Below are 20801 nucleotides of genomic sequence, written 5' to 3' on the forward strand. Positions count from 1 at the left end.
GCCAGGAAAATGAACACTCTCACGAACGCCCGTTCCGGGCAGGCCGGCACCACGTCGGCGTCCACACCGCTCCTCTCGGTCCGGAACCTCACGATCGACGCCGGCCCCAAGGACGACCCGATCCGGCTCGTCGACGATTTCAGCCTCGAGATGCGCCCGGGCGACCGGGTGGCTCTCGTCGGCGAGTCGGGCTCCGGCAAATCGGTCACGGCCCGCTCGATCATGCGGCTCGACCCCGACTTCCGGCTCTCCGGATCCGTCGAGTTCCAGGGGCGGGATCTGCTCACGCTCAGCGACAGGCAGATGGTCGGCGTCCGCGGCCGCCGGATCGGCATGGTCTTCCAGGATCCGATGGGCGCGCTCAACCCGCTCATGACGATCGGGGAACAGGTGATGGAGCCGCTGCGGATCGCAGGCGTGTCCCGCGCCGAAGCCTCGAAGCGGGCGAAGTCGGTGCTCGAGGAACTCGGCGTGGTGAACGCGGACGCGCGCATGAAGGCCTATCCGCACGAGTTCTCCGGCGGAATGCGTCAGCGCGTGGTGCTCGCGATGGCTCTGATCTCGGATCCGTCCCTGATCATCGCCGACGAGCCCACGACAGCGCTGGACGTGCGCGTGCAGGAGCAGGTGCTGACGCTCATGGACAAGGTGTCCAAGGAGCGCGGCCTCGCCGTGCTGCTGATCACGCACGACCTCGGCACCGTCGCCGGCTTCACCGACCGGGTCGCGGTCATGTACTCGGGTCGCAAGGTGGACGAGGGGACGGTCGACGACCTGTTCGCGCACCCGGCGCACCCTTACACCCAGGGGCTGCTGCAGGCGGTGCCGCGCATCGACCAGACGGTCCGCCGTCTGCTCACGATCCCGGGCGCGCCCCCGCATCCGGCGAACCGGCCCAGCGGCTGCGCGTTCAACCCGCGCTGCCCCCTGGCGTTCGACCTGTGCACGCGCGAGGTGCCAGAACTGCGTCCCTCCCCCGAAGGCGGACTCGTCGCCTGCCACCTCTACCCGGTCGCAGGAGAGGAGACGGCAGCATGAGCCTCTTGGAGCTGCGCGATGTGAACAAGGTGTTCCACGCGCTCGGGCGCGAGCCCGTGCACGCCCTGCGTGATATCGATCTGACGGTCGAAGCGGGCACGATGACCGGGCTGGTGGGCGAGTCGGGATCCGGCAAGACCACCATCATCAAGAGCATCATGGGTCTGGAGAAGCCCACGAGCGGCACGATCGCCTACGACGGGATCAACATCCCGGAGGCCAGGGGCGCGACGCTCAGGCGGATCCGCCGCGAGGTGCAGTTCGTGTTCCAGGACCCGACCTCCAGCCTCAATCCGCGGATGACCGTGGAGAAGCTCGTGGGCGAGGGGCTCCTCGTGCATCAGATCGAGCCCGACCGCAAGCGTCGTCGCGCCCGCGTCGCGGAGCTGCTCATGCAGGTGGGTCTCAGCGACCGCGACCTCGACCGGTACCCGCGCTCGTTCTCGGGCGGGCAGCGGCAGCGCATCGCCATCGCGCGGGCGCTCGCGGTGGGACCGAAGCTCCTCATCTGTGACGAGCCCGTCTCGGCGCTCGACGTCTCGGTGCAGGCGCAGGTGCTGAACCTGCTGCAGGACATGCAGGAGGATCTCGGCTTCACGGTGCTGTTCATCGCACACGACCTCGCCGTGGTCCGGCAGATCTGCTCGCGGGTCGCGGTGATCCAGCTCGGCCGGATCGTCGAGGAGGGCCCCTCCGAGATGGTGCTCGCGCATCCGTCGCACCCGTACACGAAGGCGCTGCTGGCCGCCGTCCCGAACCCCGACCCGGCCGCCGCCCGGCGGCGGGCGCGGGAACGGCTCGAAGAGGAGAAGGTGGCGTGATGACCGAGACGATGGCACCGGCCCACCGGATCCGGGTCGGCGTCGACGGCAAGAAGATCCCGGAGGCCGCCGCGCGCGGACCGCTCGCGACGATCGACCACGCCGACGAGCTGGGAATGGACGGCCTGTTCTTCCGCAGCGTGCTCGACATGAGCCCGACCCTGGACGCGGGGGTGCTGCGGGAGCTCAGGCAGCGCGCCGACGACCTGGATCTGTACCTGGAGACCGGCCTGGGCAAGGTGAATCCGTACGCGAACCCGGAGGCCCCGGAGCTTCGGGCCATCGGGGACGGAGACATCCTGTGGGGCTTCCGGCGGATGATGGAGGCCAGCGCCGCCATCGGCTGCCGGGAACTGTGGGTCGCCACGGCCAATTTCAAGGGATCCTTCTTCGGGCGGCTCGCCTATGACCGGTTCCGCACCGACGTGGACTGGGCGGATCAGCTGGCCGCGACGGAGAAGTTCCTGAAGCGGCTCGCGCCCATCGCCCTCGACCTCGGGATCCACATGAACCTGGAGACGCACGAGGAGGTCACCAGCTTCGAACTGGTTCGGCTCGTGGAGGCGGTGGGGCCGGACACGACCGGGATCGTGTTCGACACGTCCAACGTGCTGCAGCGGATGGAGCATCCGGTGTTCTCCGCACGACGGGTGGCCCCGTACGTCCGTCAGACGCACCTCAAGGATGCGTACGTCGCGCATGAGGAGGGCGGGCTCGCTCACCAGCTGCGGCCGTACGGCGGCGGGCTCGTGGACTTCGCGGAGCTGCTGCCGGTCATCGTCGCCGCCAACCCGCGGATCAACGTGACCATCGAACCCCCACAGCCGTACGCGGACAAGGCGCCGGCGCGGCGACCGCGGGTCATCGAGGCGTTCGACCCCGAGTTCCTGGCCGGCCATCCGGACCTGGGGGTCGAGGAACTCGCGGCATACCTCGACATGGTGCACGCCTACGAGCAGCGCATCCGATCCGGCGAGGTGCCGGACTGGCGGAGCTACCTGACTCGGCCCTACGAGTACGACGAGGCGGTCGACACGATCCGGACGGGAGCGCGAATGGCGCGTTCGATCATCGCCGACGCCGGCTATCCGCTGCACACCGCGGTCGAGGAGGCCGCTGGCGCGGGCCGCTGAGGGTCCGCGGAGAACACCCGCACCGGTCCGGCGCGCATCCGAGCGGCGTGCGCGGGTCCGGTGACGGACGAGCACGAACGACGAACGATGAAGGACGAGACATGATCAACCCGCACCGCGCATACCGGGTCGAGGGCAGCCACTGGGTCAGCCCGGTCAACTTCGAGGAGGAGGTCACCCGCGACTTCGACTTCCCCCGGCCACTGGGCCTGATCGACAGCACTCTGCGCAAGACCAACTACACGGCCGGCACCCGCACCACGATCGACGGCTATCTGCGGATCGCGCAGGCGCTCGAGGACATCGGCATCCGGGATGAGAGCCTCAACCTGGACTGGTGGGGCGATGACGAGCCGAACGCCCGCGAACTCCAACTGGTGCGCGAGGTCCTGGCCGGCGGCTTCGCCTTCACCTGCAACGTCTACGCCGACACCCTGCTGGGCAACGGCGAAGGCATCCCGAGGATCGATCCCCGTTCGACCGTCGACCTGCTCGTCGAGCTCGGGGCGACCGTGATCGGCCCCGGCATCGTCGAGGCGTCCACGCCCGAGGCCGAGGCGCGCCAGTTCGCCCAGCTCGCCGAGGTCACCGAACACGCGACCGCGAACGGGCTGGAATGGACCGTCACGCTCGCCCAGGCGGGCCGACGCGACTTCGAGAAGATGATGCGCGCCGCGAACGAGGCCGTCGCCCTCGGTGCCAAGCGGATCGACCTGATGGACTCCACCAGCAGCCTCGGCCCCGAGGCGATGCGGGTGTTCATCCGCCGATTCCGCTCCCGGCTGACCACCGCGGTTCCGCTCACCATGCACGTCCACGACGACTTCGGCCTCGGGACGGCGGCCGCGATCGCCGCGGCCGCCGCCGGCGCCGGACCCGACGTGTCCGTGAACGGCGTCTCCTATCGGTGCGGCTTCCCGCCGCTGGAGGAGGTGGCGACCAGCCTCGAGGTGCTCTACGGCGTCGACACGGGCATCCGGTTGGAGCGCCTGCAGGCTCTGTCGGATCTGGTGTACGAGGAGACCGGGATCCCCAATCCGGCGCTCAAGCCGGTGACGGGCGGGTACGCGTTCCTGAAGAGCACGACCATGGATGTGCTGAGCGCCCTGCGCGACGGCGTGCGGACGTTCCCGCCGATCTCCGGATGCGTGCACGCCGACCTCGTCGGCGCGGACATCCGGTGGGTGTGGGACCGGCTCAGCACCCGCTCCATGGTGCGCCAGCTCGCAGCCAACCTCGGCCTGGAGCTCGATGACGACGAGGTGGAAGCCGGCTACCGGGCACTCAACGACGCGATCGACGAGATCGCGGAGTACCCGCGCTGGCTGTCCCCCGAGCAGGCCGAAGCCGTGCTGCGGGAAGCCGTGCCCGTCGGCGAGCCGAGCAGGGCGTGAGCGCGCAGGCCGTCGACGCCGTCCGCGTCACGATGGGCGGACTGCGGGACGTGTCCGGCCTGGCCGAGCTCGTGGCGGAGGGCCGGCTGGATCCCGACGACGTCGTGGCGGTGACCGGCAAGACCGGGGGCTGGGGCGACACGTACGACACCAGCCGGGTGGATGCGGATCAGGCCGTCCGCGGCTTCCTGCTCGACCACGGCAGCCGTCCCGCAGGTGCCGTGGAGGCTGTGCCGATGGCGTTCAGCGCCGGCGTCGGCACGATCATGACGCCGCATCTCGTCGTGTACACACGCTGCGACGCGGAGGCCGCCGCGGACGGCTCGCCGCGGCTCGCGATCGGCAGCGCCGCATCCGAGACGATCCTGCCGGAGTGGATCGGCACGACGGCGCACGTGCAGGCCAATGCGGATGCGGTGCGCGCAGCCGCCGACGATGCGGGGATGGCACCCGGCGACATCGAGTTCGTGATCGGGAAGTCGTACTATCCGATGCTCGCGGACATTGCCGCCGCGCGCGCCGCGGGCGCCCCGATCCCCGAGCTGGATCCGCACGGGATCTTCCGGTTCTCCAGCGGCAGCATCGCGCAGGCGGTGCGCGCCGCCGTCGACGGCGCCCCGCTGCCGGATCCGGCGGCGATCGGAGCCGATCCGGCGCTCTTCAGCGACAAGGTCGCCGTGTCGTCGAACGCCTGGGAGGGCGTCGGCGGTGCGGGCCCGCAGACGCACCTGCTGGCGCTCGGCAATCGTCGCGGTGCCGGCGGCCGGCTGCGGGTCGGGCGCGCGGTGATCGCCGACCTGCTCGACATCGGCGCGGTCACACGTGCGGTGCGCGATGCGGGGATCTCCGTCGGCGACGGCCCCCTGCCCGCAGAGGTGCGCTCGCGGATCATCGCCACCTACCTGAAGTACCAGGAACCGGTCGAGGGGCGCATCCGCGGCCGGCGGCTGGTGACCGAGGACCCCGCCTACGTCAAGAACCTCAAGACGGCCGTCGCGAGCGCGTTCTCCGCGATGCTCCAGGACAACATGATCTGGATCTCCGCGGGCGGCGTCCAGCAGGGCCCTCCCGGCGGCGGGACTCTCGCGATCGTGCTCGACGTGAGCTGACGCCCGCGGGGCACGACGACGCGGCGGCAGGATGCCGGGGACCACTCAGCCTTTTCGTCCCTGACATCCCGCCGCCGCGGGCCCTGTGGATCCAGCCCGCGCGGGAGCGTGCGGACTGGACCCAGCCTTATGCGTTCGCCAGGCGGTAGCGCAGCGACGCGAGTTCGGTGGTGAGCGCCGCCGGAAGGCGGTCGCCGAACGTGCCGAAGAACTCCTCGGTCGAGTCGGCCTCGCGCGTCCACGACGCGGTGTCGACCGAGAACAGCTCCTCGAGGTCTGCCTCGGGGATGTCGAGCCCCTCGAGGTTCAGGTCCTCGATCTTCGGCAGGCGCCCGATCGGGCTGTCCACCGCGTCGACCTGGCCCTCGATGCGACGGATGATCCAGTCGATGACGCGCGCGTTGTCGCCGAAGCCGGGCCACAGGAACCGTCCGTCGGAGCCACGCCGGAACCAGTTCACCTGGAAGATCCGCGGTGCCTTGTCGAAGCGGACGCTGCGGCCCATCTTCAGCCAGTGCGCGAAGTAGTCGCCCATGTTGTAGCCGCAGAACGGAAGCATCGCGAACGGGTCGCGGCGCAGCTCGCCGACCGTGCCCTCGGCGGCAGCCGTGCGCTCGGAGGAGATCGTCGCACCCAGGAACACGCCGTGGCTCCAGTCGGTCGCCTCGACGACGAGCGGGACGTTGGTGGCGCGACGGCCGCCGAACAGGATGACGTCGAGGGGCACGCCCTCCGGGTCCTCCCAGTCCTCCGCGATCTGCGGGCACTGCGCCGCCGACACGGTGAAGCGCGAGTTCGGGTGCGCCGCGGGACGTCCGCTATCCGGCGTCCACGGGTTGCCCTCCCAGTCGATGAGGTCGGCGGGCGCCTCGTCGGTCAGGCCCTCCCACCACACGTCGCCGTCGGGGCGCAGCGCCACGTTCGTGAAGATCGTGTTGCCCCAGAGCGTCTCGACCGCGGTGACGTTCGTCGACTCGCCGGTGCCGGGGGCGACGCCGAAGAAGCCGGCCTCGGGGTTGATGGCGCGCATCCGCCCGTCGGCGCCCGGACGGATCCAGGTGATGTCGTCGCCGAGCGTCTCGACCCTCCAGCCCGGAATCGTCGGGCGCAGCATGGCGAGGTTGGTCTTGCCGCAGGCCGACGGGAACGCGGCCGCCACGTGGTACGCCTTGCCCTGGGGCGAGACGACGCGGATGAGCAGCATGTGCTCGGCCATCCAGCCCTCGTCACGGGCGAGAACCGAGGCGATGCGCAGGGCGAAGCACTTCTTGGCGAGGATCGCGTTGCCGCCGTAGCCGGATCCGTAGGACCAGACCTCGAGCGTGTCCGGGAAGTGCACGATCCACTTCTCGTCGTTGCACGGCCACGTCGCGTCCTCCTGGCCCGGCGCGAGCGGTGCGCCGACGGAGTGCACCGTGCGCACCCACTGAGCGCCCTGCGCGATCTCGCGGACGACGGCCTCACCGACGCGCGTCATGATGCCGATCGAGGTGACCGCGTAGGCGCTGTCGGTGATCTGCACGCCGATCTGCGAGATCGGACCGCCCACAGGGCCCATCGAGAACGGCACGACGTACATCGTGCGGCCGCGCATGGATCCGTCGAAGACCTCGTCCATCTTCGCGTGCATCTCGGCCGGGTCCGCCCAGTTGTTGGTGGGGCCCGCGTCGATCTCCTTCTCGGAGGCGATGAACGTTCGTCCCTCGGTGCGGGCGACGTCGCTCGGGTGCGAGCGGGCGAGGTAGGAGCCGGGACGCCACTCCGGGTTCAGCTTGATGAGCTTGCCCTCGTCGACGAGCTCGCGCAGCAGGGCCTCGTTCTCGGCGGCGGATCCGTCCACCCAGTGCACGCGCGCGGGCTTGGTCAGCGCACGGATCTCGTCGACCCAGGCGGCCAGCTCGGCGAAGGCCGGAGTGTCATACGCAGGGGTTCCTCCGAACTCGCGCACGGGTGCGAGCGGCGAGATCCGCGGGGTGAACGTCTCGGCGATAGCCATTGTCTGCTCCTCACAAGATTGGGGCGATGCATCCAGTCTGCGCCGGGTTAGACCACTCTTTGCGCCGAAGTTGGAGACAAGAACCAGGATTCTTTCGCTATGCTCAAGGAATGGCCTCAGGACTCGAGCTCACCACCCTCGGACACCGGATCCGTCATCACCGCACCCGCAGCGGCCTGACGCTGGACGAACTGGGCGCCGCGGTCGGCGTCGCCGGATCCCAGCTCAGCCTCATCGAGAACGGAAAACGCGAGCCGAAGCTCTCCCTGCTGCAGGCGATCGCCGAGGCGACGGGCACCGAGGTCTCCGACCTCATCTCCGGTGAGCCGCCGAACCGGCGCGCGGCGCTGGAGATTGAGCTGGACCGCGCGCAGTCGAGCTCCGTGTTCCGCCAGCTCGGGATCGCCCCGGTGCGGGTGTCCAAGGGCATGCCCGATGAGACGATCGAGTCGATCCTCGGGCTGCATCGCGAGCTGCACCGCCGCGAGCGCGAGGCGATCGCCACGCCGGAGGAGGCGCGCCGGGCCAACACCGAGCTGCGCCTGAAGATGCGCGCGCTGGACAACCATCTGCCCGAGATCGAGGCCCTCGCGGAGAAGCAGCTCAAAGCCGCGGGGCACACCTCCGGCGCCCTGACGCACCGGACCGTGAGCATCATGGCCGAGCAGCTCGGCTTCGAGCTGCTCTACGTCGACGACCTGCCGCACTCCACCCGCTCGGTCACCGACCTCGAACACGGGCGGATCTACCTGCCGCCGGCGTCGATCCCCGGCGGGCACGGCCTGCGCTCGATGGCGCTGCAGGCGATGGCGCACCGGTTGCTGGGGCACACTCCGCCCACCGACTACGCCGACTTCCTGCAGCAGCGCCTGGAGATCAACTACTACGCCGCGGCCTGCCTGATCCCGGAGACGGCCGGGGTGGCGTTCCTGCAGCAGGCGAAGAAGGACCGCAACCTCGCCGTGGAGGACTTCCGCGACGCGTTCGGCGTCACGCACGAGGCGGCCGGCATGAGGATGACCAACCTGATGACCGCGCATCTGGACATGCGGCTGCACTTCCTGCGCGTGGACGAGTCGGGGGCGCTCACCCGCGTGTACGAGAACGACGACCTGCCGCTGCCGATGGACGTCACCGGATCCGTCGAGGGGCTCACCGTCTGCCGCAAGTTCTCCGCGCGCGCCGCGTTCAGCCAGCGCAACCGCACCACCGAGCACTACCAGTACACGGACACCCCGTCCGGCACGTTCTGGTGCTCGACCCAGACCGGTTCCACCGACGGCGGCGGCTACTCGATCACGGTCGGCGTGCCGTTCGACGACGCCCGCTGGTGGCGCGGCAGGGAGACGCAGGATCGCGCGCAGTCGACCTGCCCGGACGAGGCCTGCTGCCGGCGGCCACCCGTCACCATCGCCGAGCGCTGGAACGACAAGGCGTGGCCGAGCGCCCGCGTGCACACGCACATGTTCTCGCCGCTCCCCCGCGGCGCCTTCCCCGGCGTCGACGACAACGAGGTGTACTCCTTCCTGGACCGGCACGCGGCCCAGTAGCGCGCGGCGCCGGCGAGGCGTGCGACGTCTGCAGGATCGGGTGACGGATGCACGATGGATCCCCCGGATCCGTCGTGCATCCGTGCCGCGGTCGTGCATCTGGGTCCGCCGGCGCGGCGCGATCCTCGGCTAGCGTCGGAGCATGCCCCTTGCACTCGTCACCGGCGCCGCGCGCGCCGACAGCATCGCGGCGGGGATCGTGCCGCGACTTCGCCGCAGCGGCTGGACCGTCGTCACGAGCGATCTGAGCGATGCCGACCACCCTGCGGATCTGTCGACCGCGGAGGGGCCAGAGGGCCTCATCGCCGCCGTGGTGCGACGGCACGGAACGATCTCCGCACTCGTGCTGAGCCACGCCCACGACGTGGAGTCCGGCATCCTCGACACGACCGCGGAGAGCTTCGATCGCCATCTGGCGGTCAACGCCCGTGCGTCGCTCCTGCTCATCGCGGCGTTCGCCCGGCAGGCCGGACCGGACGGCGGGGCGATCGTCGCCCTCACGAGCGACCACGTGACCGGGAATCTTCCGTACGGGGCGTCCAAGGGCGCGCTCGACCGCATCGTGATCTCGGCGGCGCGCGAGCTCGGGCCTCGGGGGATCTCCGCGAATGTCCTGAACCCGGGGCCGATCGACACCGGCTGGATGGACGGGAGGATCCGCGAGCACCTGACCGGCCTCACCCCGCAGGGGCGTCTCGGCCGTCCCGCCGACGTCGCGGCCCTGGTGGACTTCCTCGTGTCGCCCGAGGGCCGTTGGGTGTCCGGTCAGCTGCTCAAATCCGACGGCGCCTTCTCGGCCGCGTTCTGAGCCGCGACGCCGCGGTCCGTGCGCCGCGGTCAGTGCGCCGCGGTCAGTGCGCCGACACGAAGTCGGCGTAGCGACGCAGGGCCGAGGCCACGGCAGCGGGATCCGGTGCGGGCTCCTCGCCGAAGAGCTCGGGGATCGGCTCGTCGCGGTGCCGGCCGACCGCCGCCGAGTGCGTCCAGGCGCCCGCGATGCGGCCCGCCGTGAGCAGGCTCGCGCGCACCATGCCGTTCTTGCCGGGGCCGATCAGCGCCATGCTCTCGGCCGCGGCCATCGCGGAACGGTCGGCATAGGAGATGTAGTACTCGTCGAACATGGGCAGCGCGAACGTGGCCGCATCGTCCGCCCCCGCGGCGCGGCGCGGGCGGACCGTGCCGATGAACACCCCCTCCGCCTTCTCCGTCACCCTCGCTCGTGCGCGCCCGACGGCCTCGCGCGCCACGGTGATCGGAAGGCCCGACCACCAGGCGAAGTCGCCGACGGTGGCGGGCCCATGCCCGTCGATGTAGCGGACGAACAGCTCGGCGAGCGGATCCTCCGGCGGCGCGGTGTCTGGAAGCCATTCCTCGGCGAGCATGAACAGCTGCTCGCGCGAGACCGCGTCGTCCCGGTGCACGACCGGCCCCTGCACCAGGATGCCGCGCACATTGAGCGCATAGATGAGGTGCACCCCGCGCTGGCCGGCCGGATCGATGCCGATCTCGGCGAGGTCGTCGAACAGCTGCGCCCTCGTGCGCCCTCCGCCGGCGAGCCGCTCGCGGAACGCCGACTCGACCCGCGCCACGAGGGCGTCGTCGATGCCGAGCTGGCGCTGACGCGTCGCGTCCTGACGGAGCTGCCGCGCACCGGTCACCGAGAGCACCCAGCGCACGTCCTCGGCCGGGATCACATGCAGCGTGCCGCGCATGGTGTGCGTGCGCACGAGCTCGCCGCGATCGAACGCCGCATCGACGGCGGCGAGCGTCGGGGCACCGGACGAGCGGATCCCGAGCGCCCAGCGCCCGCCGAGGAATTCCTGGCCCTGCACGGCGAGCATGTGCCTGGCGGCGGCGACCGGCGTGCGGGCGGGGGCGGTGAGCCGGTGCGAGCGCAGCCGTTCCGAGAGCAGGGCCGTCATGAGGACATCCTGCCCGGTGCCACCGACATCGCGCGCTCCTCCGAAAGACGAGAGCCCGACCCGGAGCGGGCGCAACCGAAGCCCCGGGACAGGCTCAGGGACCGGCTTATCCGATGAGTTCCCTATGGGCGCGCTCAAGGGGGCCGATTCTTGGACTTCTCTGTCAAGCCGGCACGGACGATGGTGCCATGGCAACGCTCACCTCTCCCGCACCGGCGCCGCGGCTCGTCGCGGCACCGGCTCGACGGCGCCCGACGCTGTGGCGCCTGGCCGCGGTGACGCTGATCTGGGCGACGAGCCTGTTCGTGCTCGCGCTCTGGGTGAGCGGCGCCGGGATCCAATCGCTGATCGCCGTCGACGGCGACACGCTCACGACGCTCGGCCGGCTGACCGGGCTCGTGTCCGCGAACCTGCTGCTGTACCAGGTGCTGCTGATGGCGCGCGTGCCCGTGTTCGAGCGAGGCTTCGGGCGCGACGGCATCACCCGGATGCACCGGCTCGTCGGATTCTGGTCGTTCTGGCTGCTGTTGGCGCATCTCGCGCTCATCACGGCCGGCTATGCGATCACCTCGCACACGAATGTGCTCGTGCAGGCATGGGACTTCGTCTGGGATTACCCCGGCATGCTCCTGGCCACCGCCGGGACGGGTCTGCTGATCCTGGTCGTGGCGACGTCGATCCGCCGCTCCCGCCGCCGGTTGCGGTACGAGTCCTGGCACCTGCTGCACCTGTACGGCTACCTCGGCGTGGGCCTCGCGATCCCGCACATGCTGTGGACCGGCGCCGACTTCACCGCCTCGGCCGGCGCGACGTTCTACTGGTGGGCGCTGTGGGCCGTCACCGCCGCATGCGTGCTGTGGTTCCGGATCGCCGTGCCGCTGATCCGCAGCGCGCGGCATCGGCTGCAGGTGGTCTCGGTGCAGCCGGACGGGCAGGACGGCGTCTCAGTCCGCATCGCGGGCCGAGACGTGCAGCGCCTGGGCGCGCAGGCCGGGCAGTTCTTCATCTGGCGCTTCCTGGACGGTCCTGGCTGGTCGCGCGGTCACCCCTTCTCGCTCGCAGCCGCGCCCGCGGGAGGCGAGCTGGTCATCGCGGCGCGTCGCGTCGGCGACGGCACCGAGCGCCTCGCCGACCTGCGGCCGGGCACCCGGGTGATGATCGAGGGCCCGTACGGCCACATGACCGGCGAGCGCAGGAGCGGGTCCCGCCTGCTCATGCTCGGGGCCGGCGCGGGCGTCGCCCCGCTCGTGGCGCTGCTGCAGTCCGAGCCGTACGCGCCGGGCGAGGCGATCCTGATCACCCGCGACCACTCCGCCGGGCACGGTCTGCGCCGCACCGAGATAGACCGGCTGGCGGTCTCCCGCGGGCTCGTGCACTACACGCTCCACGGCCGGCGCGCGGACACCGGCACGACCTGGGTGCCCGAGACGCACGCCCGCTGGGACGGCGCCGAGCTGCTGCGCCGCGTCGCCGGAGACCTCGCGCAGTACGACGTGTACCTGTGCGGCCCGATCCCGTGGATGCGCAGCATCCGTCAGGACCTGCGCGCGGCCGGAGTGTCGCCCGACCGCATCCACAGCGAGGCGTTCGCCGTCTGAACGCGGCAAGGAGAGAACCATGAAGAAGATCGTCTACGCCATCCTCGCCACCGTCACCGGACTGGTGCTGCTGTTCAGCTACCGCACCTCACTCGACGTGGTCGCCCCCGCGGCGAGCGGCGCGAAGACCACCACGACTCCTGGCGCGTCGTCCTCCGGATCGACCTCGAGCGGGTCCGGATCCTCAGGCTCGTCCAGCGGGTCGAGAACGGGATCCTCGACGTCCTCCGGCTCGGGCGCGACGTCCGGATCCTCGACCTCGTCCGGATCCTCGACGTCTGGATCCTCGTCGTCGAGCGGCCTGAAGGACGGCACGTTCACCGGCCAGGCCGTCGACACGCGCTACGGCGCCGTCCAGGTGCAGATCACGGTCTCCGGGGGGCAGATCACGGACGTGTCCGTGCCGCAGTACCCCAACACCGAGCGCCGCGACGAGGAGATCAACGCGCAGGCCGTTCCGCAGCTGATCGCGGAGACGAAGAGCGCGCAGTCGGCGCAGATCGACATGGTCTCGGGCGCCACGTTCACCTCGGACGGCTACGCGCAGTCCCTGCAGAGCGCGATCGATCAGGCGAAGTCATGAGCCCGCCGGCGAGCGCCGCGACCGACCCTCAGCGGCTCGGCACCTCCCCACACCGGCACGTCCGCACCGCGGAGCTGATGGGCACCGTCGCGAGCGCGCACGTGCTCACCGCCCGGGCGGTGCCCGGTGCAGCGCTGTCCGCACGCATCGCCGACGCCCAGGCGGCCGCGCTCGACGAGCTGCAGGAGCTGGACGCCCTGTTCTCGCCGTTCCGCCCGGACTCGCAGATCTCGCTCCTGCGCGACGGGGCGCCGGCACCCGGCGCCCTCGACCCGCGGATCCTCGAGGTCTCTGCGGCGTGCGAGCGGCTCGCGAGCGCGAGCGCCGGGCGCTTCGACGCGCGCCGGCAGGGCTGGTTCGATCCCACCGGCTACGTGAAGGGCTGGGCGGTCGAACGCGCCGCCCGCCGCCACCTCGCCCCGCTGCTCGCCGAGGACGGCGTGGTCGCCGCAGGGCTCTCCGCGGGCGGCGACATGCAGCTGTTCACCGCGCCGGGGGCGGACTGGACCTGGACCGTCGGCATCGCGGATCCGCTGCACCGCGGAGAGCTGCGTGCGCAGGTCGCGGTGCGNACCTCCGGAACCGCTGAACGCGGCGCGCACATCATCGATCCGCGCTCGGGGCTCCCCGTCGCGGACGCCCCGACCGCGACCGTGATCGCCGAGAGGCTGAGCGATGCGGACGCCTGGGCCACGGTCGCCGTGGTCGCAGGATTCGACGACCTCACCTGGCTGCGCGGCGCACCGGACACGTCGGGCATGCTGATCTCGCCGGACGGCCGGGTCCGGCGCTGGGCGCACGGCGTGGAGATCGCCGACGCCGTGCGCTGGGGGCTGTGAGGAGACCCGCCTCACCGATCCGCGAGCGGGAGCCGGAGCACGAATGTGGTTCCCGCTTCCGACGTGCTCTCGATCCCGACGGATCCGCCATAGCGGTTCGCGACGTCGCGGACCAGCGCGAGGCCGAGGCCGAAACCGCGCTTGCGGCCGGTCTCGGGTCCGCGGGCGAAGCGGGTGAAGATCCGCTCCCGGTCCTCCGCGCGGACGCCGGGGCCGCGATCGGCGACCCGGAGTTCGGCGAACCGGTGTCCGCCCTCCCCGCGCGCGGCGCCGATCGTCACCGCCGAGCCGGGGGGCGCGTGCTGCACGGCGTTGTCGAGCAGAGCAGTGCAGAGCCGGGTGAGCGTGACGGGCGGCACGGCGACGGCGATCCCCGGCGCGACGGAGGTCTCGATCCCGACACCCGAGCCCTCGGCCACCGGCTGCAGCAGCTCGGCGGCGGCGCGCACGGCCTCCGCGGCATCCGCCACGGCGGACTCGGCAGGTCCCTGATCCGCCTGCGCCGCCAGCAGCAGCTCGGTGAGGATGTCGTCCATCGCCGCCGTGTCGTGGCGCAGCCGCTCCAGGGCGTCGTCGATCGGCTCGCCGCGCGCCACCCTCCGCTGCAGGATCTGCACGCGGCTGGACAGCGCGGTGAGCGGAGTGCGCAGCTCGTGGCTCGCATCGGCGACGAAGTCCCGCTGGGCCCGCAGCGCCACCTCGAGCGGGGCGACCGCACGTCGTGCCGTGAACCAGGCGATCAGCCCGAGCACGGCGACGCCGGCGACCCCGAGCAGGATCACCCACGGCAGCACGCGATCCACGTCGACCACGACGTGATCCGGGTTGCCGCCGCCGAGCCTCCCGCCGGGGAGGCCGGGACCGAGCCGCCCAGCGTCATCGCCCAGCGGGCGCGAGGTGGCCACGATGACCACGATGAGGATCCCGACGCCCGCCGCGATCACCACCGCCGACGCGATCCCGGTCCACAGACCGATCTGACGGGCAGAGCGGCGCACACGCTCCCGGTCGGCGGAGCCGCTCACGACGGCACTCCCGCCCGGTAGCCGCGCCCGCGAACGGTGTCGATCATCTCGGGCGTCGTCTTGCGGCGGATGTAGTGCACGTACGTGTCGACCGTACCCACGCCGTCGGCCGAGGTGAACACCGCGCGCAGGATCTCCTCGCGGCTGAACACCCGCTCCGGGCTTGCGGAGAGGAACTCGAGGAACGCCGCCTCGGTCGCCGTGAGCGCGACCCGCAACCCGGTCGGCGAGTGCAGCGCCCAGGAGTCCGGGACGAAGATCCAGTCGCCGATCGCCCGCCGCCGCCCCTCGGCCTGGAAGCCCCGGCGCAGCGCGCGCAGCCGCGCGAGCAACTCGTCGAAGTCGAAGGGCTTCGTGAGGTAGTCGTTCGCGCCCGCATCCAGTCCCTCGACCCGGTCCGGCACGGCGCCGAGCGCGGTCAGCATGAGCACCGGCGTCGTGATCCGCGCGGTGCGGACCGCCTCGACGAGGCTCGCCCCGTCCATCCCCGGCAGCCGCCGGTCCACCACCATCACGTCGTAGCGCTCGTCGAGGGCCCGCCGCAGCGCGACAGCGCCATCGGTCACGTGGTCGACGTCGTACGCCTCCGAGAGCACCTCGAGCGTCATCTCGGCGATGTCCGCGTCGTCCTCGACGTAGAGCAACCTCGGGCGGACGTCGATCATGCGGGGCCTCCTGTCCTCCCCCACGATCTCACCATGCGGGCTCCCAGACGAGACCAAGGAATGGTCTCACCGGGTCGTCGAGGTCTCCGCGCGCGCTGGTGTCCCGATCCGGTCCCGTCGAGAAAGTCGAGGACCGGATCGGAGAGCCTTCACGCCTGCAGCGTGACCTCGCGGCGGACGGGCAGCACGACCGGATGCGAGCCGGCCATGACCTCGAGCACGCGGATGACCTGGCTCGAGTAGCCGTACTCGTTGTCGTACCAGACGTACAGGATCACGTCGGTGCCGTTCGCGATCGTGGCGAGCCCGTCGACGATGCCGGCGCGGTGCGAGCCGACGAAGTCGGTGGAGACGACCTCGGGCGACTCCACGTAGTCGATCTGCTGGCGCAGCTTCGAGTGCAGCGAGATGCGGCGCAGGTAGTCGTTGATCTCCGCCTTCTCGGCCGGCCGCTCGAGCGTCAGGTGCAGCACGGCGAGCGACACGTCGGGGGTGGGCACGCGGATCGAGGAACCGGTCAGCTTGCCGGCCAGCTCGGGCAGGGCCCGGGCGACGGCCTTCGCGGCGCCGGTCTCGGTGATGACCATGTTCAGCACGGCGGAGCGCCCGCGCCGGTCGCCGGAGTGGAAGTTGTCGATGAGGTTCTGGTCGTTCGTGAACGAGTGCACCGTCTCGACGTGGCCGCGGACGATGCCGTACGCCTCGTCGACCGCCTTGAGCACCGGGGTGATCGCGTTGGTCGTGCAGGACGCGGCGGACAGGATCCTGTCGGTGTCCTCGATCGTCGTGTGGTTGATGCCGTGCACGATGTTCTTCAGCTCGCCCTTGCCGGGCGCGGTGAGCAGCACGCGGGCGACGCCGGTGGACTCGAGGTGGCGGCTGAGACCGGCCTCGTCGCGCCAGCGGCCGGTGTTGTCCACGACGATCGCGTCGTGGATGCCGTAGGCGGTGTAGTCGATCGTCGCCGGGTCGTTCGAGTAGATGACCTGGATCCGGGTGCCGTTCGCGATGAGCTGCGAGTTCTCCTCGTCGACGTCGACCGTGCCTTCGAAGCGGCCGTGCACCGAGTCGCGCAGCAGCAGCGAGGCGCGCTTGACGAGGTCGTTGTCGGATCCCTTGCGCACCACGATCGCGCGCAGGCGCAGGCCGCTGCCGCCGCCGGTGTGCGCGATCAGGATGCGCGCGAGCAGCCGGCCGATGCGGCCGAAGCCGTACAGCACGACGTCGGTGGGCTCCGCCGGCGACGCCTCGCCGAGAGCCGGGGCGAGCTCGGCGCGCAGGCGCTCGATCGGGTCGGAGGAGTCGTGCTGCGTCGCCTCGACCAGCCGTCCCACATCGAGCGAGGCGGCCGAGGGCGCGAGCTCGCGCAGCGCCTCGAGCACGGCGAGGGTGTCCTCCAGGGCGAGCTCGGCGTGCCCGAGCGCGGCGACGCGCTCGTGCACCTCGAGGATCTCGGTCGTGGACAGGCCGAGCAGACGGTGCCCGTGCAGCGACGTCACGACGTCGCGGTCCCGGTTCAGTCCGCCGATCAGCGGGATCATCCGCTCGGCGAGTTCTTCTCTGGCCTTCCAGTCGTCGCGGCGCGCGGCGAAGTCGTTCATCTGAGTCCTTGCGTGCAGGGGTGCGCCCGGGGGATGTCGGCGCGGGATCGGGAGGGCGGATCGCCCACTTTCAGGGTAGGCGAACGACGGGCACTGCTCCGGCCGATCCGGTCCGTAAGAACGGTGACTTTTATGATTTCCGTCAAGCCACGGCACGGAATACCGGATTCGGGGCGCGCAAAGTGCCGGGGTTTCGTGGGCGGCGGCCCCGGGTCCTCGGGCCGACCTGGCTGCTCCGCCGGTGGAGCGGCGACCGGGGAGCGCGGCCGTGGCGCCTCAGCTCAGTGCGGCGATGGCGTCGCGGAGGATCCCGTCGGCGGCGGCAAGGGCCGGGGCCGCCGTCTCGGCGGAGGCGTCGGTGAACAGCAGCAGCAGCGCGAGCTTGACCGATCCGTCCGCCTCGGCGAGCGCGCGCACCGCGTCCTCCTGAGAGGCGCCGCTGAGCTGGATCAGGGTGCGCACGGAGCGGGCGCGCAGCTTCTCGTTCGTGGCCCGGAGATCCACCATCACCCCGCGGTAGGTCTTGCCGAGCCGGATCATCGACAGCGTCGAGAGCATGTTGACCACGAGCTTCTGCGCCGTTCCGGCCTTGAGGCGAGTGGATCCCGTGACGAACTCGGGACCGACGACGACCTCGATCGGGACGTCGGCGGCCGCGCCGATCGCAGACCCGGCGTTCGCGGCGATCGCGACCGTGAGCGCACCGACCTCGTGCGCGTACGCCAGCCCGCCGAGCACGTACGGCGTGCGACCGGAGGCCGAGATGCCGACGACCGTGTCGTCCGCGCCGAGGTGCAGGGCGCGGAGCGATTCGGCCGCCGCGCGGTCGTCGTCCTCGGCGTTCTCGACCGCGTTGCGGATCGCTGTCTCGCCGCCCGCGATGAGCCCCACGACCATGTCCGGATCCGTGCCGAACGTCGGCGGGCACTCCGAGGCGTCGAGCACGCCGACACGGCCGGCCGTTCCCGCGCCGAGGTAGACGAGGCGTCCGCCGCGGCGGAACCGCTCGGTGATCCCGTCGACGGCGGCGGCGATGTTCTCGGCCTGCGCGGCGACGGCCTCCGGGATGCGGCGGTCCTCGGCGTTCATCGCACGTACGAGGTCGAGCGTCGGCAGCAGGTCCAGGTCGCCGCGGGAGGTGTCGGCCTGCTCCGTGGACAGGTGCGACAGCTCCCCGATCAGCGCAGCGAGGCGGTCGTCCTCTTCGGCGGCGCGGGCCGGGTCCGCCCCGGATGCGTTCTCAGTCGGCACGGTGCACGAACCTTTCATGAAGAGGGGCGCGCCCCTCGGCGATCATCGCGGCGCCGTCCAGCGCATCGCCGCGCGCCGGCACGGCCTCAAGCCCCCGCGCCGCGAGCGCGGACGTCACAGCCGCACGGAAACCGTCGTGGGCCGTCAGGCCACCGTGCACGGCGACCGTCGAAGCCGCTCCGGACGCGGCGAGCGCGGTCTCGGCGAGCAGCCGGGCCGCTTCGTCACGGATCCCGACCGCCACCGCGTCGCCCTGCTCCGCCCCGTCCAGCACGGCGGGCGCGAAGGTGGCCAGCAGCCGTGCGGGAGCGGACGCGCCGCCCACCCAGGCGACCGGCGACCCCGCGTCGCCGATCAGCGGCGCCAGGGCGTCGGTGAGCACGGTGGGAGCACCGAGGCCGTCCCGGGCGCGCAGCGCGGCCCTGACGCCCTCGCGGCCGATCCACGAGCCGCTGCCGAGGTCGCCGAGCTCGGGACCCCACCCGTCGACGATGCGGTAGGACGCGACGGCGACCCCGAGCGCCACGGCCCCGGTGCCGGCGACCAGCAGCACGCCCTCCTCGCCGCCGAGCGCTCCGGCGTGCGCGGTGACCACGTCGGACGCGACCGCCACGGGCGCCCGGTGCTCCTCGGCGAGCGCGCGGGCGAGCGCCACGGCCTCGGCCGCGGCGTACATCGCCCCGGCGGCGCCCACTCCGATGCGCGCGGGACGGACGTCGGCGAGCAGCGGCCGGATCGCCTCCAGCGCGAGCGCGACGCCGCCGCGGGCCGCGATTCCCGGGGCCCCTCCGCCCTCTCGCCGCACGACGGCGTCGCCGTCCGTGAACCGGGCGCGACACAGCGACTTGCCGAGATCGATCGCCACGGTCCCGGAGAAGGTCATGCACCAGAATGTACGGGATCCTAACGATGCGGGAAAGCTCGGTCGGCGCGCCCGGTTCAGGGCGTCAGCACCATCGCCGCCATGACGATCAGCGAGATCGCCATCGCCCCGCCCTCCGCCTCGAGGAGGATCGGTCCGCTGAGCACGCCCCGCCGCAGCACCGGCGCACCGACCTCCGCGCCTCGCAGACCGGCAGCGCGACTCGCATCCACGCGGCCGACGACCGTAGCGCGCCGGCCGAGGCCGCCGCGCTGTCGCGCACGCGCGACGAGCATGAGCCCGAGCAGCGCCAGGACGCCCGCGCCCGCCGCCCACGACATCGGCACCAGCGCGCCGTGCCCCGCATGCCCGGAGTCGGCCGGCACCGGAGCGGACGGTCCGAGTCGTGCGCCCGCCACCGCCAGGGCGCAGAGGGCCATCACCACGCAGCCGAGCGCGCGGTGGAAGCAGGCGTCCGCGTGCGCACGGCCGCGCGTGCCCACGACGCCGAGCATCGCGGACGCGATCCCCGCCGCCGCGACCAGCAGCGGCACACGGGCGTCGCCACCACCGGCGCAGAGCGCCACCATGCCGAGCGCCATCACCACCGCGCTCTGCCGCGACTGCCACGGCACCGCGGGCGGCGCCAGGCCGCCGGCGACGAGGCAGCACGCGGCGGCCGTGATCGCCGATCCGGTCATCAGCAGCAGCACCGCCGCATGGAGCATGGGACCAGTGTTCTTGATCGATCGCTCAAAAACAAGAGCTCGGCGGCATCGGATCCACGACGAACGCTCGGGTCTGCGCCAGGATGGACCCATGCCCCGAGTCGTCGATCACGACGCGCGCCGCCGCGACATCGCCGCCGCGCTCCTCGCCGTCGCCGCGAGAGACGGCCATGACGGCGTCAGCTCCCGAGCCGTGGCGCGCGAGCTGGGCGTGGCCGTGGGATCCCTGTGGCACTACTTCGACGGCTTCGACGACGTGATCCGCGCCGCCGCGGCCGAGGTCACCCGCCGCACCGAGGACCGGATCCGCGTCGCGACCGTGGGCCTTCGCGGACTCGCGCGCCTCGAGGCGATCATGCGCGAGGTGCTCCCCGTCGACGCCACCACGCGGACAGAGGCTCACGTGGTCGTGGGGTTCTGGGGGCGCCTGGCCTCGGTGGCCCCCACGGCCGACGCCGCGGCGCCCACCATGCCGCTCTGGCGCACGGAGACCGCTGAGGCGCTGGCGCAGGCGGTCGCCGACGGCGAGCTGCGCACGGACACCCCGGTCGACGACGTGCTGGCCCTGTTGCGCGCGATCACGTACGGGCAGCAGATCGTCGAGGTCGCAGAGCCCGCCGACGCCGAGGCCCATCTGCGCGTGCTCGCCGCGATCCTGGATCCCTGGCGGGCCTGACCACCCGCCG

General features: G+C 71.8%; 19 protein-coding genes. 11 read left to right on the top strand and 8 right to left on the bottom strand.

Annotated features, from left to right (window positions below; translation table 11 throughout):
• Nucleotides 1-9 precede the first annotated feature (9 nt).
• The 5 genes from ACTJJZ_RS02720 (at nt 10) to ACTJJZ_RS02740 (ending at nt 5495) form a co-directional block, all read left to right on the top strand.
• Entirely contained in the window at nt 10-1038 is a 1029-nt protein-coding gene (locus tag ACTJJZ_RS02720) for an ABC transporter ATP-binding protein (protein ID WP_440719628.1), read from the top strand.
• The gene (locus tag ACTJJZ_RS02725) at nt 1035-1859 is read left to right on the top strand and encodes an ABC transporter ATP-binding protein (RefSeq protein WP_440719629.1); all 825 of its coding nucleotides are present in this window, start codon (nt 1035-1037) and stop codon (nt 1857-1859) included. The genes ACTJJZ_RS02720 and ACTJJZ_RS02725 overlap by 4 nt, the downstream gene beginning before the upstream one ends.
• Nucleotides 1859-2992 carry a sugar phosphate isomerase/epimerase family protein gene (locus ACTJJZ_RS02730; protein ID WP_440719630.1) on the top strand — a complete coding sequence of 378 codons (1134 nt, stop codon included), beginning with the start codon at nt 1859-1861 and terminating at the stop codon, nt 2990-2992. Before ACTJJZ_RS02725 ends, ACTJJZ_RS02730 begins: the two co-directional genes overlap by 1 nt.
• Nucleotides 2993-3093: 101 nt before the next feature.
• Entirely contained in the window at nt 3094-4386 is a 1293-nt protein-coding gene (locus ACTJJZ_RS02735) for a hypothetical protein (RefSeq protein ID WP_440719631.1), read from the top strand.
• Nucleotides 4383-5495, top strand: coding sequence for a ring-opening amidohydrolase (locus ACTJJZ_RS02740; protein ID WP_440719632.1), 1113 nt, complete (start codon nt 4383-4385; stop codon nt 5493-5495). The genes ACTJJZ_RS02735 and ACTJJZ_RS02740 overlap by 4 nt, the downstream gene beginning before the upstream one ends.
• 127 nt (nt 5496-5622) lie before the next feature.
• Here ACTJJZ_RS02740 and ACTJJZ_RS02745 read toward each other — a convergent pair whose 3' ends face one another.
• Nucleotides 5623-7491, bottom strand: coding sequence for a phosphoenolpyruvate carboxykinase (GTP) (locus tag ACTJJZ_RS02745; RefSeq protein ID WP_440719633.1), 1869 nt, complete (start codon nt 7489-7491; stop codon nt 5623-5625).
• A gap of 110 nt (nt 7492-7601) precedes the next feature.
• Between ACTJJZ_RS02745 and ACTJJZ_RS02750 the strand changes: the two genes are divergently transcribed.
• Nucleotides 7602-9041: a helix-turn-helix domain-containing protein gene (locus tag ACTJJZ_RS02750; protein ID WP_440719634.1), complete on the top strand. Its 1440-nt coding sequence runs from the start codon at nt 7602-7604 to the stop codon at nt 9039-9041.
• Between the two features lie 142 nt (nt 9042-9183).
• Nucleotides 9184-9849, top strand: coding sequence for an SDR family oxidoreductase (locus ACTJJZ_RS02755; protein WP_440719635.1), 666 nt, complete (start codon nt 9184-9186; stop codon nt 9847-9849).
• Between the two features lie 43 nt (nt 9850-9892).
• Here ACTJJZ_RS02755 and ACTJJZ_RS02760 read toward each other — a convergent pair whose 3' ends face one another.
• Nucleotides 9893-10963: a winged helix DNA-binding domain-containing protein gene (locus ACTJJZ_RS02760; protein WP_440719636.1), complete on the bottom strand. Its 1071-nt coding sequence runs from the start codon at nt 10961-10963 to the stop codon at nt 9893-9895.
• A 188-nt stretch (nt 10964-11151) separates the two neighbouring features.
• Between ACTJJZ_RS02760 and ACTJJZ_RS02765 the strand changes: the two genes are divergently transcribed.
• The 3 genes from ACTJJZ_RS02765 (at nt 11152) to ACTJJZ_RS02775 (ending at nt 13983) form a co-directional block, all read left to right on the top strand.
• Entirely contained in the window at nt 11152-12561 is a 1410-nt protein-coding gene (locus tag ACTJJZ_RS02765; RefSeq protein ID WP_440719637.1) for a ferredoxin reductase family protein, read from the top strand.
• 19 nt (nt 12562-12580) lie between these two features.
• Nucleotides 12581-13144: an FMN-binding protein gene (locus ACTJJZ_RS02770; protein ID WP_440719638.1), complete on the top strand. Its 564-nt coding sequence runs from the start codon at nt 12581-12583 to the stop codon at nt 13142-13144.
• A 77-nt stretch (nt 13145-13221) separates the two neighbouring features.
• The gene (locus ACTJJZ_RS02775) at nt 13222-13983 is read left to right on the top strand and encodes an FAD:protein FMN transferase (RefSeq protein WP_440719765.1); all 762 of its coding nucleotides are present in this window, start codon (nt 13222-13224) and stop codon (nt 13981-13983) included.
• Between the two features lie 11 nt (nt 13984-13994).
• Here the strand turns inward: ACTJJZ_RS02775 and ACTJJZ_RS02780 are convergent, their stop codons facing one another.
• From ACTJJZ_RS02780 to ACTJJZ_RS02805, 6 genes are all read right to left on the bottom strand, one after another.
• A complete protein-coding gene (locus ACTJJZ_RS02780) occupies nt 13995-15008 on the bottom strand; it encodes a sensor histidine kinase (protein WP_440719639.1) in 1014 nt (337 codons plus the stop codon).
• Nucleotides 15005-15673, bottom strand: coding sequence for a response regulator transcription factor (locus ACTJJZ_RS02785; protein WP_440719640.1), 669 nt, complete (start codon nt 15671-15673; stop codon nt 15005-15007). The genes ACTJJZ_RS02780 and ACTJJZ_RS02785 overlap by 4 nt, the downstream gene beginning before the upstream one ends.
• A gap of 149 nt (nt 15674-15822) precedes the next feature.
• Nucleotides 15823-17274, bottom strand: coding sequence for a glyceraldehyde-3-phosphate dehydrogenase (locus ACTJJZ_RS02790; RefSeq protein ID WP_440719641.1), 1452 nt, complete (start codon nt 17272-17274; stop codon nt 15823-15825).
• Between the two features lie 276 nt (nt 17275-17550).
• Nucleotides 17551-18525 (bottom strand): N-acetylmuramic acid 6-phosphate etherase, encoded by a 975-nt coding sequence (gene murQ / locus ACTJJZ_RS02795; protein ID WP_440719642.1) that lies wholly within the window; start codon nt 18523-18525, stop codon nt 17551-17553.
• Entirely contained in the window at nt 18515-19408 is an 894-nt protein-coding gene (locus ACTJJZ_RS02800) for an N-acetylglucosamine kinase (RefSeq protein ID WP_440719643.1), read from the bottom strand. The genes murQ and ACTJJZ_RS02800 overlap by 11 nt, the downstream gene beginning before the upstream one ends.
• Before the next feature lie 56 nt (nt 19409-19464).
• A complete protein-coding gene (locus ACTJJZ_RS02805) occupies nt 19465-20115 on the bottom strand; it encodes a hypothetical protein (RefSeq protein WP_440719644.1) in 651 nt (216 codons plus the stop codon).
• Nucleotides 20116-20206: 91 nt separating this feature from the next.
• Here ACTJJZ_RS02805 and ACTJJZ_RS02810 point away from each other — a divergent pair, with 91 nt between their 5' ends.
• A complete protein-coding gene (locus tag ACTJJZ_RS02810; protein ID WP_440719645.1) occupies nt 20207-20791 on the top strand; it encodes a TetR/AcrR family transcriptional regulator in 585 nt (194 codons plus the stop codon).
• Nucleotides 20792-20801: the final 10 nt, after the last annotated feature.

Origin of the sequence: Microbacterium sp. 22242, from assembly GCF_052045495.1 — a bacterium.
Taxonomy (GTDB): domain Bacteria; phylum Actinomycetota; class Actinomycetes; order Actinomycetales; family Microbacteriaceae; genus Microbacterium.

What these genes read in the sequence shown, in the direction of transcription:
- ACTJJZ_RS02770 (WP_440719638.1), top strand. Translation starts at nt 12,581, where the DNA reads ATGAAGAAGATCGTCTACGCCATCCTCGCCACCGTCACCGGACTGGTG.
- ACTJJZ_RS02730 (WP_440719630.1), top strand. Translation starts at nt 1,859, where the DNA reads ATGACCGAGACGATGGCACCGGCCCACCGGATCCGGGTCGGCGTCGAC.
- ACTJJZ_RS02760 (WP_440719636.1), bottom strand. Translation starts at nt 10,963, where the DNA reads ATGACGGCCCTGCTCTCGGAACGGCTGCGCTCGCACCGGCTCACCGCC.
- ACTJJZ_RS02790 (WP_440719641.1), bottom strand. Translation starts at nt 17,274, where the DNA reads ATGAACGACTTCGCCGCGCGCCGCGACGACTGGAAGGCCAGAGAAGAA.
- ACTJJZ_RS02745 (WP_440719633.1), bottom strand. Translation starts at nt 7,491, where the DNA reads ATGGCTATCGCCGAGACGTTCACCCCGCGGATCTCGCCGCTCGCACCC.
- ACTJJZ_RS02755 (WP_440719635.1), top strand. Translation starts at nt 9,184, where the DNA reads ATGCCCCTTGCACTCGTCACCGGCGCCGCGCGCGCCGACAGCATCGCG.
- ACTJJZ_RS02750 (WP_440719634.1), top strand. Translation starts at nt 7,602, where the DNA reads ATGGCCTCAGGACTCGAGCTCACCACCCTCGGACACCGGATCCGTCAT.
- ACTJJZ_RS02765 (WP_440719637.1), top strand. Translation starts at nt 11,152, where the DNA reads ATGGCAACGCTCACCTCTCCCGCACCGGCGCCGCGGCTCGTCGCGGCA.
- ACTJJZ_RS02735 (WP_440719631.1), top strand. Translation starts at nt 3,094, where the DNA reads ATGATCAACCCGCACCGCGCATACCGGGTCGAGGGCAGCCACTGGGTC.
- ACTJJZ_RS02810 (WP_440719645.1), top strand. Translation starts at nt 20,207, where the DNA reads ATGCCCCGAGTCGTCGATCACGACGCGCGCCGCCGCGACATCGCCGCC.
- ACTJJZ_RS02800 (WP_440719643.1), bottom strand. Translation starts at nt 19,408, where the DNA reads ATGACCTTCTCCGGGACCGTGGCGATCGATCTCGGCAAGTCGCTGTGT.
- ACTJJZ_RS02785 (WP_440719640.1), bottom strand. Translation starts at nt 15,673, where the DNA reads ATGATCGACGTCCGCCCGAGGTTGCTCTACGTCGAGGACGACGCGGAC.
- ACTJJZ_RS02805 (WP_440719644.1), bottom strand. Translation starts at nt 20,115, where the DNA reads ATGCTCCATGCGGCGGTGCTGCTGCTGATGACCGGATCGGCGATCACG.
- ACTJJZ_RS02720 (WP_440719628.1), top strand. Translation starts at nt 10, where the DNA reads ATGAACACTCTCACGAACGCCCGTTCCGGGCAGGCCGGCACCACGTCG.
- ACTJJZ_RS02725 (WP_440719629.1), top strand. Translation starts at nt 1,035, where the DNA reads ATGAGCCTCTTGGAGCTGCGCGATGTGAACAAGGTGTTCCACGCGCTC.